This window comes from Ruegeria sp. BHSC026, assembly GCF_059613065.1.
This window is the reverse complement of record NZ_JBXWRV010000001.1, coordinates 1-16,613: the sequence shown is the minus strand read 5'-3', so window position 1 is coordinate 16,613 and position 16,613 is coordinate 1. Positions and strand designations below refer to the sequence as shown.

The following is a 16,613-nucleotide window of genomic DNA, read 5'->3' as shown; positions in this document are numbered from 1 at the left end:
GGGAAGTTGCCGCGCGCATAACGCGGGACGCCACAAGTTACCAGCCCTAACGCGAGATCAATGCACCGCCGTGTGCGAAAACAGATGAATGACGAGGATTCCGCCCAGAATCATCGCCAGCCCCAGCACCGCAGGCCAATCCAGCCGCTGTCCGAAAACGAGGAATCCGATCAGGGCGATCAACGTGATGCCCAGCCCGGACCAGATGGCATAAACGATGCCAACGGGCATCACCTTCAAGGTCAAAGCCATCAGGTAGAAGGCGACACCATAGCCGACCACGACCAGAACCGAAGGCCAAAACCGCGTGAATTGCTGGCTGGCCTGTAGGGCCGTGGTTCCGATGGTTTCAGCGACGACGGCCAGCAGAAGGATCAGATAGGCTTTGGGCATGAGGCGGCACCTTGTTTCGAAGTTTGCGAAGGTTGACCACAACCGGAACGGATCTGGCAAGGGCCGGGACGTGGGTTGACGCAGAGGTCAGGTAATCCAGACTATGACAAACGGTGAGTTGATGTATCGTAGTGATAGTTATTGGTGTTTTTGTTACGAGTTTTTCAGATGACGACTTTTGTCAAGTTCGTCCTTTGTGCTTCGGCACTCATTGCGGCGACTGGGTGGCTTGCTGACGGGGGGTCCGTCGAAACCGACGCAGCCTATTTGGCTGAGAGGTCAAGCAAAACTGAGATTTGATCGCGATGCGACCATGAAAAAGGAGCCCGAGGGCTCCTTTTTTTGCGGCTTATTTCTTTTCGATGGCCTTCAATTTGGCGCGATGTTCCGACAGCTTGCGGATGACAAACTGACGGGCCTTGCGCTCGGCCAGGCGCACGCGGATCTCGGTCAGGAAGGCCTCTTCCAGCGATTGCGAGGCCGCGCCCAGCACTTCGCCAACCTCGACATAGAAACGGTCGTGGCCTGTCTCGTCCATGACCTTCATGGTGTCCTCGGCCAGTTTGGCGGCCAAGGTGGTGATGGTATCCGACATCAGCGCGTGTTCTCGGTCAGGCGACGTTTCACATAGTCGGTGACGTTGGTGATCAACGTATCCATGTGTTCGCCCTGGAAGAAATGGTCGGCGCCTTCCACCTCGGTATGGGTGATGGTGATGCCTTTCTGCTCGTGCAGCTTGTTGACCAGCGCGGTGGTATCCGCAGGCGGCGCCACACGATCAGCGGTGCCGTTGATAATCAGGCCCGACGAGGGGCAGGGCGCGAGGAAAGAAAAATCATACATGTTGGCCGGCGGTGAGACGCTGATGAAGCCGGTGATCTCGGGCCGGCGCATCAGCAGTTGCATGCCGATCCAGGCCCCAAAGGAAAAGCCTGCGACCCAGCAGTGTTTCGAATTGTTGTTCATCGACTGCAGATAGTCCAGCGCCGCCGCGGCATCGCTGAGCTCGCCCACGCCCTGATCATACTCGCCCTGGCTGCGGCCGACGCCCCGGAAATTGAAGCGCAGGACCGTGAAGCCCATGTTGTAAAACGCGTAATGCAGGTTGTAGACGACCTTGTTGTTCATGGTCCCGCCGAACTGGGGATGCGGGTGCAGCACGATGGCGATCGGTGCGTCTTTTTCCTTCTGCGGGTGGTAGCGGCCTTCCAGGCGGCCTTCAGGTCCGGGAAAAATCACCTCGGGCATGTGTGCGGTTGTCCTGTCTTTTTCTCGCGGGCGCCGCGATATACTTGACGGTTATCGTCAGGCACCTTAGAACGGTTCTAATTGAGTATCGCAGCGTGAACACGCTGTCCGACGGAGATACGCATTGACTGCGGCGACGTCAATGTTTTCACGCGGTTCACGCCGGAAGGATCGAGGAAATGAAGCTGTCCACCAAAGGTCGTTATGCGATGGTTGCGCTGGCCGACATCGCGCTTCAGCCCGCCGACACCCTGGTGACGCTGGGTGAGATTTCCGAGCGTCAGGACATCTCGCTTCCTTACCTGGAACAGTTGTTCGTCAAACTGCGCCGCGCCGATCTGGTCGCATCGGTGCGCGGGCCGGGCGGCGGCTATCGTCTGGCGCGGCCAGCATCTGAAATTCGCGTAGTCGAGATTCTGTCGGCCGTCGATGAGACCGTGGACGCCATGCACAAGGGCGCTGGGGCGTCTGGGGCGTCTTCCGGCAGCCGGGCGCAGTCGTTGACCAACCGCCTTTGGGAAAGCCTGAGCGCCCATGTCTACGTTTTTCTGCACCAGACCCGGCTGTCGGATGTCATCGAGAACGAACTGGCGCCTTGTCCGGCCGTGCCTAGCCTGTTTTCTGTCGTGGATGATTGATCGGATGAGACAGGCCATGCAACCTGAACGCCTGCCGGAAAAGGTGACTCCATGAAACGTGTTTACCTGGATCACAATGCCACGACCCCGCTGCGCCCCGAGTCGCGCGACGCGATGATCGCGGCGATGGATGTCTGCGGGAACCCGTCCTCGGTCCATGCCGAGGGGCGTGCGGCCAAGGCGATCATCGAAAAGGCGCGTGCGCAGGTGGCGGCGGCCATTGGGGCTGATGGGGCCGATATCGTGTTCACATCTGGGTCGACCGAGGGGGCGGCGCTGGCCTTGGAAGGCCGCGACCTGCATGGCGCGGCGATCGAACATGATGCCGTAAGGGCCTGGATCGTCGAAGATTTGCCGGTGTCGAGTAAAGGCGCCGTCAACGTGGCCGACCCGGCCCGTTCCACCTTGCAACTCGCGAATTCCGAAACCGGTATCATTCAGGCCTTGCCCAAGGGTCTGGCCGTCACCGATGCAACGCAGGCGTTTGGGAAACTGCCCATCGCCTTCAACTGGCTGGATGTGCAGATGGCGTTGGTCTCGGCGCATAAACTGGGCGGACCAAAGGGCGTTGGTGCCGTGGTCATGAAACGCGGCACCGATTTGGAGGCCCGGATCAAGGGCGGTGGCCAGGAAATGGGGCGCCGGTCCGGGACGGAAAATGTCCTTGGAATCGCGGGGTTCGGCGCTGCGGCTGAAGCGGCGGCGCGGGATCTGGCAAACGGAGTTTGGGAAAAGGTTGCAGAACTTAGAAATATTCTAGAAAAGGCTCTTGAGGCTGGTTCTAAATCTACTATTTTTGTCGGGAAAGATCAGGATCGGTTGCCCAACACCCTGTGCTTTGCGACGCCCGGCTGGAAGGGCGAAACGCAGGTGATGCAGATGGATCTGTCGGGCTTTGCGATCAGCGCCGGGTCGGCCTGCTCCAGCGGTAAGGTAAGGGCAAGCGCGGTACTGACTGCGATGGGATATGACGAGGCCACGGCGGCCAGCGCGGTACGCGTTTCGCTGGGCCCCGAGACGAGTGAAGAAGACGTGCTGCGTTTCGCCGAAACGTGGCTGGAAAAAGAGAAAAAGCATCGCGCGCGGGCCGCGTGATCTGACGGAGGGTGGAACATGGCCGCTTTGGACCAGACCCAAGTAAAAGAAGGTGTCGATCAGGAAACCGTTGACGCGGTGCGCGAGGTCGGAACCTATAAATATGGGTGGGATACGGATATCGAGATGGAGTATGCGCCCAAGGGCGTGAACCCCGATATCGTCAAACTGATCTCGGAAAAGAACGAAGAGCCCGAGTGGATGACCGAATGGCGTCTGAAGGCCTTCGAGCGCTGGACCCAGATGGAAGAGCCCAAATGGGCCATGGTCCATTATCCTGAAATCGACTTCCAGGACCAGTATTACTACGCGCGGCCCAAGTCGATGGAGACCAAGCCCAAGTCGCTGGACGAGGTCGATCCCAAGCTGCTGGCTACTTACGAAAAGCTAGGTATCCCTCTGAAAGAGCAGATGATTCTGGCAGGCGTCGAAGGTGCCGAGGATGCCCCGGCCGAGGGCCGCAAGGTCGCCGTGGATGCGGTGTTCGACTCGGTTTCGGTTGGCACGACGTTCCAGGCCGAGCTAAAGAAGGCCGGCGTCATTTTCTGCTCGATCTCTGAGGCGATCAAAGAACACCCCGAACTGGTAAAAAAATACCTGGGCTCGGTGGTTCCGGTGTCGGACAATTTCTACGCCACGCTGAACTCGGCCGTGTTCTCGGATGGGTCGTTCGTCTATGTGCCGCCCGGCGTGCGCTGCCCGATGGAGCTGAGCACCTATTTCCGCATCAACGCCGAAAACACCGGCCAGTTCGAGCGGACGCTGATCATCGCCGACAAGGGCTCGTACGTGTCCTATCTGGAAGGCTGCACCGCGCCGCAGCGTGATACCGCGCAGCTGCACGCCGCGGTGGTCGAGATCATCGTAGAAGAAGACGCCGAGGTGAAATATTCGACCGTCCAGAACTGGTTCCCGGGCGATGAGAACGGCAAAGGTGGCATCTACAACTTCGTGACCAAGCGCGCCGATTGTCGGGGCGACCGGTCCAAGGTGATGTGGACCCAGGTCGAGACCGGCAGTGCCGTGACCTGGAAATACCCGTCCTGCATCCTGCGCGGCGATGACAGCCAGGGCGAATTCTACTCGATCGCCATTACCAACAATTACCAGCAGGCCGATACCGGCACCAAGATGATCCATCTGGGCAAGAACACCAAGTCGCGCATCGTGTCCAAGGGCATCAGCGCGGGCAAGGCCCAGAACACCTATCGCGGGCTGGTGTCGATGCACCCCAAGGCCAAGAACAGCCGGAACTATACGCAGTGCGACAGCCTGCTGATCGGCGATAAATGCGGGGCGCACACCGTTCCGTATATCGAGGTCAAGAACAACAGCAGCCGGGTCGAGCACGAGGCCACCACCTCGAAGGTCGATGAGGATCAGCTGTTCTATTGCCGTCAGCGCGGCATGGACGAGGAAGAGGCCGTGGCGCTGGTGGTCAACGGGTTCTGCAAGGACGTGCTGCAGGCGCTGCCGATGGAGTTTGCCATGGAGGCCCAGCAGCTTGTCGCGATCTCGCTGGAAGGCTCGGTCGGCTGATGGCCCGCTCGCCGCGCAACCGCAGGGGTGATGTCCTGACCGCAGCGTTTTATGCGCTGCCGGTTCTGGGCGGCTTGCTGGGCGCGACCTATGTCAACGTCAACTACACCGATTTCATCAACCCGGTCTGGGCGATCGGCGGCGGGGCGGTCCTGGGATGGATCGCGGCGCGGTTGCTGCGCAGAGTGCCGGGATAGGAACAGATTGGGGCCGGCGCGTCCCTACGATACGCAAAAGGACAAAAAATGCTGGAAATCAAGAACCTGCACGTCAAGCTTGAGGAAGAGGAAAAACAGATCCTCAAGGGCGTGGATCTGACGGTCGAGGCCGGTAAGGTACATGCAATTATGGGGCCGAATGGCTCAGGTAAGTCGACGCTCAGCTATGTGCTGTCGGGCCGTGACGGGTACGAGGTGACCGAGGGTGCGGCCACGCTGGATGGCGCAGACCTGCTGGAGATGGAGCCGGAAGAGCGCGCCGCGGCGGGTCTGTTTCTGGCGTTCCAGTACCCGGTCGAGATCCCGGGCGTGGGCAACATGACCTTCCTGCGCACCGCCGTGAACGCCCAGCGCAAGGCGCGCGGCGAGGAAGAACTCTCTGCTGCGGATTTCCTCAAGCTGGTGCGCGAAAAGGCCAAGTCGCTGAAAATCGACGCCGACATGCTGAAGCGCCCCGTGAACGTTGGTTTCTCGGGTGGTGAGAAGAAGCGCAACGAAATCCTGCAGATGGCGATGCTGGAGCCCAAGATGTGCATCTTGGACGAGACCGACTCGGGCCTTGACGTGGATGCGATGAAGCTGGTGGCCGAGGGCGTGAACGCGCTGCGCGACGAAGGCCGCGGGTTCCTGGTGATCACGCACTATCAGCGCCTGCTGGACCACATCAAACCCGACGTGGTGCACATCATGGCCGATGGCCGGATCGTTAAGACCGGCGGGCCCGAGCTGGCGCTGGAAGTTGAAAACAACGGTTACGCCGACATTCTTGCCGAGGTGAACTGATGGCTTTGCCCGACGTGAAACAAACCGCGACCGAGGCGCGGCTGGCCACGCTGCGCATGCCCGAAGCCGGCTGCACCCGCGAGGCACGCGAGGCGGCCTTGGCCCGACTGCGTGCCATGGGTCTGCCCGGGCGGCGCGACGAGTATTGGAAATATACGCGTCCCGATACGCTGAACTCGCCCGAGGCCCCGGCGGCCGAGGTGTTCCACACCGACGAGCCGATGGTCTTTGACGGGTTCGACCGCCTGAAGATCGTCTTCGTCGATGGTGTGTTCAGCCCCGAGGACAGCGATGACCTGACGCTGGAAGGCGTGAGCATCGACCGGCTTGAGGATATATGCTGCAAGGACATCCATTGGGCCAAGCAGCTGTATGGCGTACTCGAAGAGCGGGGCCAGACCCCGGTTCAGCGCCCGCTGGCGGCTCTGAACACCGCCTTTGCGCAGGACGGCGTGGCGATCCACGTGACCGGTAAGCCGTCCAAGCCTATCAGCCTGATCTATCGCCACGAATCCGAAAGCTCGGATGCGATCCTGCACCACGTGATCCGCGTGGAAAGCGGCGCCGAGGTGACAATCCTTGAGAATGGTCCTGCTGCCTCGCGGTTCAACAAGTGCATCGAGATCGACATTGCCGACGGCGGCACACTACACCATGTGCGGGCGCAGGGCAGGGATCATCAGCGCCGCGCCGCTACGCATATGTTCACCCGGCTGGGCAAGGAGTCCGTCTATAAATCTTTCACCCTGACCGTGAATGGCGTGCTGACGCGCAATGAACAGGTGGTTGAGCTGACTGGCGACGATGCGGTGGCTCATGTGGCCGGCGCCTGTGTGGGCGATGGCGACTTCCACCATGACGACACGGTGTTCATCACCCATGACGCGGTGCACTGCGAAAGCCGCCAGGTGTTCAAAAAGGTTCTGCGCAACGGCGCGACCGGCGTGTTCCAAGGCAAGATCCTCGTCAAGGAAGGCGCCCAGAAGACCGACGGTTACCAGATCAGCCAGTCTTTGCTGCTGGATGATGACAGTCAATTTCTCGCCAAGCCCGAGCTTGAGATCTATGCCGACGACGTGGCCTGTTCGCACGGGTCGACCTCGGGCGCGATCGACGAGACCGCACTGTTCTACCTGCGCTCGCGCGGGGTTCCGGCCAAGGACGCAACGAATATGTTGACGCTGGCCTTTTTGGCCGAAGCCGTGGAAGAGATCGAAGACGAAGCGCTGGCCGAGGACATCGTCTCGCGGCTGGAAGGCTGGTTGGCGCGGCACAGCTGATGCCGGTGACCACCGATATCGTTGCCACCTATCGCGGCCCCGGCCGCGTGGTGCGCCGTCTTCTGGAGATGGGTCCGCGCGAAGACCGTGCGTTGGTCTTCGTCATGGCCTTCTGCGTGATCGGCTTTGTCGCCCAGTTGCCGGGGTTGGCGCGTCGGGCCCATCTTGAGGGGCTGGATCTGAACATGCTGATGGGCGGGGCCTTGCTGGGCTCGGTATTTATGCTGCCGCTAATGTTCTACGCTCTTGCGTGGGCATCCGGCGGAATCGCCCGGCTGCTGGGCGCGCCGATCACATCCTACAGGGCGCGGGTTGCGTTGTTCTGGGCGCTTCTGGCGTCGTCGCCACTGGTTCTGCTGAATGGCTTGATTGCCGGCTTCATCGGCCCCGGTCCGGTACTGACGGGGGCCGGCCTGCTTTGGGTTGCGGTTTTCGTGTGGTTCTGGTTTTCGGGTCTGGCACAGGCATCGAGGACTGCAACATGAACAGCGCCTTTCTGGGCAACCTCGCCATTCTGACCCTCGCCAATCCGGCCGAGGCCGCGCGTCGGCTGCTGGCGTCCATTCCTCCACGCGAAGTGCTGTGGATCGCACTGGCGCTGGTCGTGGTTCTGAACGCCTTGGCGCAGTCAGCATCGACGCTGGTCTTCCCGGCGCTGGATCCGTCGCTGAGCATGACTTTTGAACCGGTCGTGCAGTCGTTGGCGACTTCGGCCGGGGCATTGGCGCTGAGCATTTTCGCCTTTCTATTTGTCGGGCGGATGTTGGGCGGAACCGCCAGTCTGGATGGGATCATGGTTCTGATGATCTGGCTGCAATTTCTACAGATTTTGGGTCAGCTGATCATCTTCGTGGTGGTTCTGGTGATGCCCGCGATGTTTCTGATGCTGGTCCTCGCCATGAGCCTGTACAGCCTGTACATCAGCCTGCATTTCGTGAATCAGGCGCATCAGTTTCATTCGTTGGGCAAATCCTTCGTGGTGATTCTGATCTCGGGGCTGCTGGCTATTCCGTTCGTTCTGATGATGACCCCCAGCGGGCCGGTCTAGGGAATCTTGTCCATGTATGATGTCCAGAAAATCCGCGCTGATTTCCCGATTCTTTCGCGGCAGGTGAACGGGAAACCCCTGACCTATCTCGACAATGGGGCGTCGGCGCAGAAACCCCAGGTGGTGATCGATGCGGTCACCAACGCCTATGCGCACGAGTATTCGAACGTGCATCGCGGATTGCACTATCTGTCGAACCTGGCCACCGAGAAATACGAAGCCGTGCGCGGCACTGTCGCGCGGTTTCTTGGGGTGGCCGACGAGAACGAGATCGTGCTGAACTCGGGGACTACCGAGGGCATCAATCTGGTTGCCTATGGCTGGGCCATGCCGCGGATGCAGGCCGGCGACGAGATCGTTCTGAGCGTCATGGAGCATCATGCCAATATCGTACCCTGGCACTTCCTGCGCGAACGCCAGGGTGTCGTTCTGAAATGGGTGGATGTGGATGCCAACGGCGCGCTGGACCCGCAGGCCGTGATCGACGCCATCGGGCCCAGGACCAAACTGGTGGCAGTTACGCATTGCTCGAACGTTTTGGGCACGGTGGTCGACGTCAAGGCGATCACCGAAGGCGCCCATGCCAAAGGCGTGCCCGTGCTGGTCGACGGCAGCCAGGGCGCGGTGCACATGCCAGTGAACGTGCAGGACATCGGCTGTGATTTCTACGCCATCACCGGGCACAAACTGTATGGGCCTTCTGGATCCGGTGCCATTTTCATCAAGTCCGAGCGGATGGCGGAAATGCGCCCCTTCATTGGCGGCGGCGACATGATCAAGGAGGTCTCGAAGGAGGCAGTGATCTACAATGATCCGCCGATGAAGTTCGAAGCCGGAACGCCGGGTATCGTGCAGACCATCGGTTTGGGTGTCGCGCTGGACTACATGATGGATCTGGGCATGGAAAACATAGCCGCGCACGAGGCGGGCCTGCGTGACTATGCCATGCAGCGGCTGGGTGGGCTCAACTGGCTGCAGGTGCAGGGAACCGTGCCGGACAAGGCGGCGATCTTCAGCTTTACGCTGGATGGCGCAGGTCATGCGCATGACGTGTCGACAATTCTGGACAAGAAAGGCGTCGCCGTCCGCGCCGGCCACCATTGCGCCGGACCGTTGATGGATCACCTGGGCGTCACCGCAACCTGCCGCGCCAGCTTTGGCCTATATAACACAAAGGACGAGGTCGACACTCTGGTCGAGGCGCTGGAACTGGCGCATGATCTATTTGCCTGATCCGGCCGGAAATTGCATTCCGGTCCGTGCAAAATCCGGTTGCACCCGGATCGGAACAAGGTTAGCTAACGGCCAACGCACCTGTAGCTCAGCTGGATAGAGCGCTGCCCTCCGAAGGCAGAGGCCAGAGGTTCGAATCCTCTCAGGTGCGCCACTTCCGAGAACCATGATAGCAAATCCGGAAACGGAACGCGTGCCCCTGCCGTCTCGTATGGCGAATGGGCGGGGGGGCAAAACAAAAAGCCCCGGGCGCGGGGGCTCCGGGGTGGCAGGTGGAACACCGGGCTGTGGCTTCAGCCGCGCCAAGTGCGGACGTCACCACAATCCATGTGCACGAAATTCGAGCGGTAGTACTGACCAACACCGCCGGCACGGCAGGACATGGCCGCTTTGGCCATCTGCGACACAGAGCGCGATGCCAGTCGCAGATCCGCAGCTTGGCCTTTCATATGCAGTGAATTGCGCGCGACACCTCGCGAGCGGCGGCGCAGCATCGCATTTGTCTGCGGCGACCGATAGCCCGAAAGAAGCATGTAAGGCTCATTTACGTCCAACAGGTTGTGTGCGGCGGCCATGATGTCGATGGTGCGCAGGTCGATGTTGGTAGACTGATCTGTGCGCCAATCGCGCATGAAATGATTGATCTCTTTCACGGCGTCTTTGATGTATTTCCCATCGACCCAGTAGATCATGTCGATGCGTTCGCCGGTGCGCCCGGAATACATGCGGATGCGACGGATGTCACCGCCACCGCGGAGAAATCCTGCTGCATTCGCGTAGGTCGGTGCTGCGGTTACGGCCGTTGCCGCAAATGCGCCCAGAAGGGCACGCCGGGTGATTCCCGATGCACTGCTCTTGGTCATTTCGTGTTCGTCCCGTACTGTTCCTGCCTGCACACGATGTTACGCGCGCTTTCTTAATTTAATTCCATCCCAGATGCCGAAATGTATGCCACACCGGGATTCGGTGGCCAAGAAGTCTTTGGGTCGCAGGTACGCCACGGGGAATTTTCGGCAAATTTTTGCGCACGTGATGCAAAATTCACCCGCTTGCGTGTTTCGATGCCTCAAAGATGCAAGCGCGCATCACGCCGAAGCCGATCCGCCCGATCCGGGCTTTGTGAATGGACAATTCGCCACCCGCTGACCAATACTTGGACGGCTCGGGAAATGGTTGCGCAAGTTGTTGATTGAATTGAGGTACGGAATGAATTTCATCCATGGGAAAACACGTCGGTTGCTGATGGTTGCCGGTCTCGTGCTTGCGGTTGGGCACACCCCGGCCACGGCACAGGACGCGGTACAGACCGCATTTCGGATGGCAGTTGCGGAAAGCACGCTTCGCCAGGACGAAATCGCCGCGTTTTATCGGTCTAATGGGTTTTCTTCGATCTGGGTCGGTGACGGGCCCGAGTATGTCGCGCGGCGTACGGCGCTTATCAAGGCCCTGTCCTCGGCGCATCTACACGGCCTGCCAACCGGAACCTATGACGTCGAAGGCCTGCTGGCGCGGATGAAGAACGCGCGGACGCCTCGCGAACTTGGTGCGGTCGAAGCGGCGCTCAGCCTCGCATTTGTCCGGTACGCACGCGACGTGCAATCGGGCGTTCTGCGCCCGTCCGAGATCGACGACGGCTTGGTGCGTCCCGTGGCCGTGCGACCGGCATCCGAGCACCTGTCGGCCATGCTGGCTGATGACGAAGGAGCTTACGTATCGCAACTTGCCCCACGATCCAGCCAATATCGCGCTCTTATGAAGCAGAAGCTGGCTCTGCAGGAGTTGATCCGCCATGGAGGTTGGGGGCCGACCGTACCCAACGGTAAATACGAACGCGGCGCAAGCGGGGCCGGGGTTTTGAAACTGCGTAACAGGCTGGTTTCGATGGGCTTCATGAAGCCGACGGCCAGCCCCGTCTACGATGACGCGATGGTTTCGGCGGTGCAGGCCTTTCAGCGCGCGCATGGGCTGGAACCCGACGGAGTCGCCGGGCAGGGCACGGTGGCCGAAATCAACAGGTCGCCCGCCGACCGCCTGAAATCGGTCATCGTCGCGCTCGAGCGCGAGCGTTGGCTGCCGGCTGATCGCGGTGAGCGGCATATTCTGGTCAACCAGGCGGATTTCTCGGCCAAGATCGTTGACGAAGGGCGCGTCACCTTTGAAACCCGCGCCGTAATCGGCAAAAACACCCATGATCGCCGCAGTCCCGAGTTTTCGGATCAGATGGAACACATGGTGATTAATCCCAGCTGGCACGTGCCACGGTCGATCATCACCAAGGAGTATCTGCCGAAACTGCGGGCCAACCCCAATGCCGTACGCCATCTGGAAATCACCGACCGGCGGGGGCGACAGGTGGACCGCGGGGCCGTAGATTTCAACCAGTTCTCGGCCAGAAGCTTTCCCTTTGCCATGCGCCAGCCGCCGGGGCAGAGCAACGCCCTTGGATTGGTCAAGTTCATGTTCCCGAACCAATACAACATCTACCTGCATGACACGCCGCAAAAAAGCCTGTTCGCGCGGGAGGTCCGGGCCTTTTCCCACGGATGCATCCGTCTGGCTCAACCGTTCGAGTTCGCCTATGCGCTGCTGGCGCGGCAGGAAGAGGACCCCAAGGCGTTTTTCCACCGGATCCTGAATACCGGCAAGGAAACAAAGGTGGATCTAGACCAGCCCGTTCCGGTGCATCTGATCTACCGCACTGCTTATATCGCGCCGAAGGGCGATGTGCAGTATCGTCGCGACGTTTATGGCCGGGATGCCAAGATCTGGGACGCGCTGCAAAAAGCGGGGGTGGTCCTGCCCGACGTTCAGGGGTAATCACGGGGCAGATCCTGTCACGAGGAAGCCCGCGATGCAGTTTACTTTGCAGCAGATTGCCGACGCCCTGGGGGCGCCGTCCGAAGGAAACACCAGCCTGACGATCCTGCGGGCGGCGGAACCGGCCGACGCCGGTCCGACCGATCTGGCCATGGCGATGGCACCGAAATATGCCGAGGCTCTGGCAAAGGGTGCGGCGCGTTGTGCCGTGGTCTGGGAAGGCGCCGACTGGAAGGCCATGGGCCTTGAGGGCGCAATCTTCGTGACCCGCCCGCGCATGGCGATGGCGGGCATCACCACGATGCTGGACCGGGGGCAGGGTGTCGAGCCCGGCGTGCATCCCTCGGCCGTCGTGGATCCGACCGCCGAGATCGGCGAGGGTGTCTCGATCGGCCCGCTCTGCGTCATCGGCCCGCGCGCGCGGATCGGCGCGGGGTCCGTGATCGGTGCGCAATGCCATGTGGGTATGGATGTGGTTCTGGGCGAAAACTGTCTGCTGCGCGAGATGGTCAGCATCGGCGCGCGCGCGGCGATCGGAGACCGCTTCATCGCCCAACCCGGCGCCCGGATCGGCGGCGACGGGTTCAGTTTCGTCACGCCCGAGGTCTCGGGCGTTGAAAACGTGCGTAAGACGATGGGAGATGCCGGCGACGCCAAGGCCCAAAGCTGGCTGCGTATCCATTCGTTGGGCGCGGTCGAGATCGGCGACGATGTCGAGGTCGGCGCCAACTGCACCGTCGACAACGGCACAATCCGCAACACCGTGATCGGAAGCGGGTCGAAACTCGACAACCTCGTGCATGTGGGCCACAACACCCGGGTCGGGCGCGACTGCCTGCTGTGCGGCCAGACCGGCGTGTCCGGCTCGGTCGAGATCGGCAACAACGTGGTTCTGGGCGGGCAGACAGGCGTCGTCGACAATATCTTCATCGGCGACGGGGTAATCGCGGGCGGCGGAACCAAGATCCTGTCGAACGTGCCGGCCGGGCGTGTGATCATGGGCTATCCGGGCGTGAAAATGTCCACGCATACCGATATCTACAAGGCACAGCGCCGCCTGCCGCGCATCGCGCGTGACGTCGAGGCGTTGAAAAAGGCGGTTTTCAAACAGCCGCCGAGCGACTAAATCAACGCCAACATGACAATCAGGGGAATGACATGAGCATCAGCGACCGCGTCATCGCAATCATTGCCGAGCAGGCCGTGCTGGAGCCATCGGACGTGACGCCCGAAAGCACGCTCGAGGATCTGGGGATCGACAGTCTGGGCCTGGTTGAAAGCATCTTCGCGATCGAGGAAGAGTTCGACATCTCGATCCCCTTCAACGCCAATGAACCCGAGGCCAGCGATTTCGACATCTCGAACGTGGCGGCGATCATTGCCGGCATCGAAAAGCTTGTGGCGGAAAAGGTCTGACACGGGGCCATGAAACGGGTTGTCATCACCGGCGCGGGCACGATCAACGCGTTGGGCCACTCTGTGCCCGACACGCTCGAGGCCATGCGCGAGGGTCGCTGCGGGATTTCCGAGCTTGAATTCCGCGATGTCGAACGCCTGGCGATCAAGATCGGCGGGCAAGTGCGCGGGTTCGAGGCCGAGGGCCGTTTCAACCGGCAGCAAATGTCGCTGTACGATCGTTTTACCCAGTTCACTTTGACCGCCGCGAAGGAGGCGATCGATCAGGCGGGCCTCACGTTTCATGGAGATCTGGCGGCGCGGTCGGGCGTGGTGCTGGGAACGGCCGGGGGCGGCGTCTCGACCTGGGATGACAACTATCGCTCGGTCTACGAGGACGGGAAGAACCGGGTGCATCCCTTCGTGGTGCCCAAGCTGATGAACAACGCGGCTGCAAGCCATGTGTCGATGGAACACAACCTGAAGGGCCCCAGCTTTACCGTTTCCACCGCCTGTGCGTCCTCGAACCACGCGATGGCGCTGGCCTTCCAGCTGGTGCGCAGCGGGGCGGCGCCGGTAATGATCACCGGCGGATCGGAATCCATGTTGTGTTTCGGCGGCGTCAAGGCCTGGGAAGGGCTGCGGGTGATGTCCAAGGACGCCTGTCGCCCGTTCAGCGCCAACCGCAACGGCATGGTTCAGGGCGAAGGGGCCGGCGTTTTCGTGTTCGAGGAATACGAACACGCCCACGCCCGTGGCGCCGAAATCCTGTGCGAGGTCGCGGGTTTTGCCATGACGTCGGATGCCTCGGACATCGTAATGCCCAGCAAACAGGGCGCCGCGCGCGCCATGGCCGGAGCCTTGAAGGATGCCGGACTGAACGCCGGCGATGTCGGTTACATCAACGCCCACGGCACCGGAACCGCCGCCAATGACAAGACCGAATGCGCCGCGGTGGCCGATGTGTTCGGCCCGCATGCCGACGAGCTTATGATCTCGTCGACCAAATCCATGCACGGGCACCTGATCGGCGGCACCGGGGCGGTGGAACTTCTGGCCTGCATCATGGCGCTGCGCGATGGAATCATCGCGCCCACCATCGGCTATGAAGAGCCCGACCCCGAATGTGCGTTGGACGTGGTGCCGAACGAGGCGCGCGAAGCCAAGGTAGATGTCGTTCTGAGCAACGCCTTTGCCTTCGGCGGGCTGAACGCGGTGCTGGCCCTCAAGCGGATATGAAAAAGCCGCCCCAAAGGCGGCTTTCCCAATCCAAACGTGTTCGGGTCAGTTCTGGTTGACCGGCAGGCCGTCGAAGGCCGAGGTGAAGCCCGACAGCGACATGTCCATGTTGACGATTTGATCCGGCGCGCGGGCCGGAACCAGTGACAGAACGGCCTTCGACCCGGCCTTCATCGCGTCGATGTCGCCTTGCGTCAGCCCCAGCTGCGCCACGCAGCCGACCGGAACGCAGTGGTGATAATTGTACAGTTTGCGCGGTGCGCCATCGACCGAAATCGCCAACTGCGCCTGCAGAAGGGTTTCAAGCGGAACGATGACATTCGCCCAGGCGACTGCGGCACCGCCTTCGGGCAGCTTGCCGATGGTGATCTCGGCAATCGGGTCGCCCTGAGGGCCGTTCAGGATCTGGACCATGGCACAGGGGTCATTGCCTTCTTGCGCCTTGATGCAGGACACCTCCCAATCGCCGGACTTTTCCTTGATGTACTGTTCGCCCACTCGCGGACCGGTTTCGCCCAGATCCAGGTCCGAGCCGGCGGGGGCCGGGGTTTCCGACCCGCTCGATGCGTCCTGTGCCAGCGCCGAACCGGTCAGGGCGACACCCGCCAACAGGGTCAGTGGAAGAAGTTTCTTGATCATGTCTGCCTCATGGTGCTCAAACAGCGTTTGCCTTCGTCTAGCATCCAACACCGGCGGTGTCAGGCGGAAAACTCGTCCGGCGGCGCATGCCAAACGGATTTCCGCCGATTGGTACAGGTATGATCATCAACGGAAAAGGGAGCCGCTCGTCCGGCTCCCTTCTATCGATGTATCTCCCCGTCGGACTGGCCGACTTAGTTATGCGGGAACGTTACGAGAGGCAGCCGCGGCGGTCAACTGCTATCGTCGATTTTTAATGTGGGATCAGACAGAAAACCCCACCGGACATAAAAAAGCTGTGCCCGAAGGCACAGCCAGTCGACAGGGAGGAAGTTTGCATCCCATTAGGGATGGCAAATCAACTATGGCAGTCAAAGGTTAAGTTTGTATGGTGGCCTCAGATCGGTAGGTTTCAGGGGTTTGAAAACGTATGACAGACGAAATTTTCATCGGCGGTGGTGGCAAAGACTATGCGCAGCCGCAAGGCCTGCGCCTGAAATATGCCAACCGGCACGGCTTGATCGCCGGTGCGACGGGGACGGGCAAGACCGTGACCCTTCAGATCCTGGCCGAAGGCTTTTCCAAGGCCGGGGTGCCGGTGTTCCTGTCCGACGTCAAGGGTGATCTGTCTGGCCTGGCCAAGGCTGGAAGCCCCGATCACAAGCTGCATCAGGCCTTCATGGATCGCGCGGCGCGGATCGGGTTCTCGGACTATGCCTATGAGCGCTGTCCGGTGACGTTCTGGGACCTGTTCGGCGAACAGGGCCACCCGGTGCGTACCACCGTTTCCGAAATGGGGCCGCTGCTGCTGTCGCGCCTGATGGAACTGAGCGAGGCGCAGGAGGGCATCCTGAACATCGCGTTCCGCGTCGCCGACGAGGAGGGCATGCCCCTGCTTGACCTGAAAGACCTGCAGGCACTGCTGGTCTGGATCGGGGAAAACCGCGCGCAGCTGTCTCTGCGGTACGGCAACGTGTCGACAGCCTCGATCGGCGCGATCCAGCGCCGGTTGCTGGTGCTCGAGAACCAGGGCGGCACGAACCTGTTC

The 16,613-nt window shown here is 61.0% G+C and carries 19 protein-coding genes and 1 tRNA gene; 15 read left to right on the top strand and 5 right to left on the bottom strand.

Going from position 1 to position 16,613, the window contains the following annotated elements:
- Positions 1–57 precede the first annotated feature (57 nt).
- The 3 genes from AC2FME_RS00100 to AC2FME_RS00090 form a co-directional block, all read right to left on the bottom strand.
- Complete coding sequence (locus AC2FME_RS00100) at positions 58–393, bottom strand: DMT family transporter (RefSeq protein WP_496678323.1); 336 nt, start codon at positions 391–393, stop codon at positions 58–60.
- Between the two features lie 349 nt (positions 394–742).
- On the bottom strand, positions 743–988 hold the full coding sequence (locus AC2FME_RS00095) for a hypothetical protein (protein ID WP_490360389.1): 246 nt from the start codon (positions 986–988) through the stop codon (positions 743–745).
- Positions 988–1,641, bottom strand: a complete 654-nt coding sequence (locus AC2FME_RS00090) for an alpha/beta hydrolase (RefSeq protein ID WP_490360388.1) — start codon at positions 1,639–1,641, stop codon at positions 988–990. Before AC2FME_RS00090 ends, AC2FME_RS00095 begins: the two co-directional genes overlap by 1 nt.
- A gap of 179 nt (positions 1,642–1,820) precedes the next feature.
- Between AC2FME_RS00090 and iscR the strand changes: the two genes are divergently transcribed.
- The 10 genes from iscR to AC2FME_RS00040 all read left to right on the top strand — a co-directional run bounded on the left by iscR (position 1,821) and on the right by AC2FME_RS00040 (position 9,629).
- Complete coding sequence (iscR, locus tag AC2FME_RS00085; RefSeq protein WP_496689335.1) at positions 1,821–2,279, top strand: Fe-S cluster assembly transcriptional regulator IscR; 459 nt, start codon at positions 1,821–1,823, stop codon at positions 2,277–2,279.
- A 51-nt stretch (positions 2,280–2,330) separates the two neighbouring features.
- A complete protein-coding gene (locus AC2FME_RS00080; RefSeq protein ID WP_496678327.1) occupies positions 2,331–3,374 on the top strand; it encodes a cysteine desulfurase family protein in 1,044 nt (347 codons plus the stop codon).
- Between the two features lie 18 nt (positions 3,375–3,392).
- Positions 3,393–4,913, top strand: coding sequence for a Fe-S cluster assembly protein SufB (sufB, locus tag AC2FME_RS00075; protein WP_496678328.1), 1,521 nt, complete (start codon positions 3,393–3,395; stop codon positions 4,911–4,913).
- Positions 4,913–5,110, top strand: a complete 198-nt coding sequence (locus AC2FME_RS00070) for a hypothetical protein (protein WP_496713544.1) — start codon at positions 4,913–4,915, stop codon at positions 5,108–5,110. The genes sufB and AC2FME_RS00070 overlap by 1 nt, the downstream gene beginning before the upstream one ends.
- A 48-nt stretch (positions 5,111–5,158) precedes the next feature.
- Entirely contained in the window at positions 5,159–5,914 is a 756-nt protein-coding gene (gene sufC / locus AC2FME_RS00065; protein WP_496678332.1) for a Fe-S cluster assembly ATPase SufC, read from the top strand.
- Positions 5,914–7,194 (top strand): Fe-S cluster assembly protein SufD, encoded by a 1,281-nt coding sequence (gene sufD, locus AC2FME_RS00060; RefSeq protein WP_496678333.1) that lies wholly within the window; start codon positions 5,914–5,916, stop codon positions 7,192–7,194. The genes sufC and sufD overlap by 1 nt, the downstream gene beginning before the upstream one ends.
- Positions 7,194–7,679, top strand: a complete 486-nt coding sequence (locus tag AC2FME_RS00055) for a YIP1 family protein (protein ID WP_496678335.1) — start codon at positions 7,194–7,196, stop codon at positions 7,677–7,679. The genes sufD and AC2FME_RS00055 overlap by 1 nt, the downstream gene beginning before the upstream one ends.
- The gene (locus tag AC2FME_RS00050) at positions 7,676–8,242 is read left to right on the top strand and encodes a Yip1 family protein (RefSeq protein ID WP_496678336.1); all 567 of its coding nucleotides are present in this window, start codon (positions 7,676–7,678) and stop codon (positions 8,240–8,242) included. The genes AC2FME_RS00055 and AC2FME_RS00050 overlap by 4 nt, the downstream gene beginning before the upstream one ends.
- 12 nt (positions 8,243–8,254) lie before the next feature.
- The gene (locus AC2FME_RS00045) at positions 8,255–9,475 is read left to right on the top strand and encodes a cysteine desulfurase (protein ID WP_496678338.1); all 1,221 of its coding nucleotides are present in this window, start codon (positions 8,255–8,257) and stop codon (positions 9,473–9,475) included.
- A 77-nt stretch (positions 9,476–9,552) separates the two neighbouring features.
- Positions 9,553–9,629, top strand: a tRNA-Arg gene (locus tag AC2FME_RS00040).
- 139 nt (positions 9,630–9,768) lie between these two features.
- Here AC2FME_RS00040 and mepK read toward each other — a convergent pair.
- Positions 9,769–10,338, bottom strand: coding sequence for a peptidoglycan L,D-endopeptidase MepK (mepK, locus tag AC2FME_RS00035; RefSeq protein ID WP_496678339.1), 570 nt, complete (start codon positions 10,336–10,338; stop codon positions 9,769–9,771).
- Between the two features lie 343 nt (positions 10,339–10,681).
- Between mepK and AC2FME_RS00030 the strand changes: the two genes are divergently transcribed.
- The 4 genes from AC2FME_RS00030 to AC2FME_RS00015 are packed head-to-tail and all read left to right on the top strand — an operon-like array spanning position 10,682 to position 14,926.
- Positions 10,682–12,292 carry a L,D-transpeptidase family protein gene (locus AC2FME_RS00030; protein WP_496799273.1) on the top strand — a complete coding sequence of 537 codons (1,611 nt, stop codon included), beginning with the start codon at positions 10,682–10,684 and terminating at the stop codon, positions 12,290–12,292.
- 34 nt (positions 12,293–12,326) lie between these two features.
- Positions 12,327–13,418, top strand: coding sequence for a UDP-3-O-(3-hydroxymyristoyl)glucosamine N-acyltransferase (lpxD, locus tag AC2FME_RS00025; protein WP_496799272.1), 1,092 nt, complete (start codon positions 12,327–12,329; stop codon positions 13,416–13,418).
- A gap of 32 nt (positions 13,419–13,450) precedes the next feature.
- The gene (locus AC2FME_RS00020) at positions 13,451–13,708 is read left to right on the top strand and encodes an acyl carrier protein (protein WP_149774345.1); all 258 of its coding nucleotides are present in this window, start codon (positions 13,451–13,453) and stop codon (positions 13,706–13,708) included.
- A 9-nt stretch (positions 13,709–13,717) separates the two neighbouring features.
- The gene (locus AC2FME_RS00015) at positions 13,718–14,926 is read left to right on the top strand and encodes a beta-ketoacyl-[acyl-carrier-protein] synthase family protein (RefSeq protein WP_496799271.1); all 1,209 of its coding nucleotides are present in this window, start codon (positions 13,718–13,720) and stop codon (positions 14,924–14,926) included.
- 45 nt (positions 14,927–14,971) lie between these two features.
- On the opposite strand, the gene AC2FME_RS00010 is transcribed toward AC2FME_RS00015, so the two are convergent.
- Positions 14,972–15,565, bottom strand: a complete 594-nt coding sequence (locus tag AC2FME_RS00010; protein WP_490360787.1) for an invasion associated locus B family protein — start codon at positions 15,563–15,565, stop codon at positions 14,972–14,974.
- 430 nt (positions 15,566–15,995) lie between these two features.
- Between AC2FME_RS00010 and AC2FME_RS00005 the strand changes: the two genes are divergently transcribed.
- On the top strand, positions 15,996–16,613 hold a 618-nt coding region (locus AC2FME_RS00005), incomplete at its 3' end, for a helicase HerA-like domain-containing protein (RefSeq protein ID WP_496799270.1).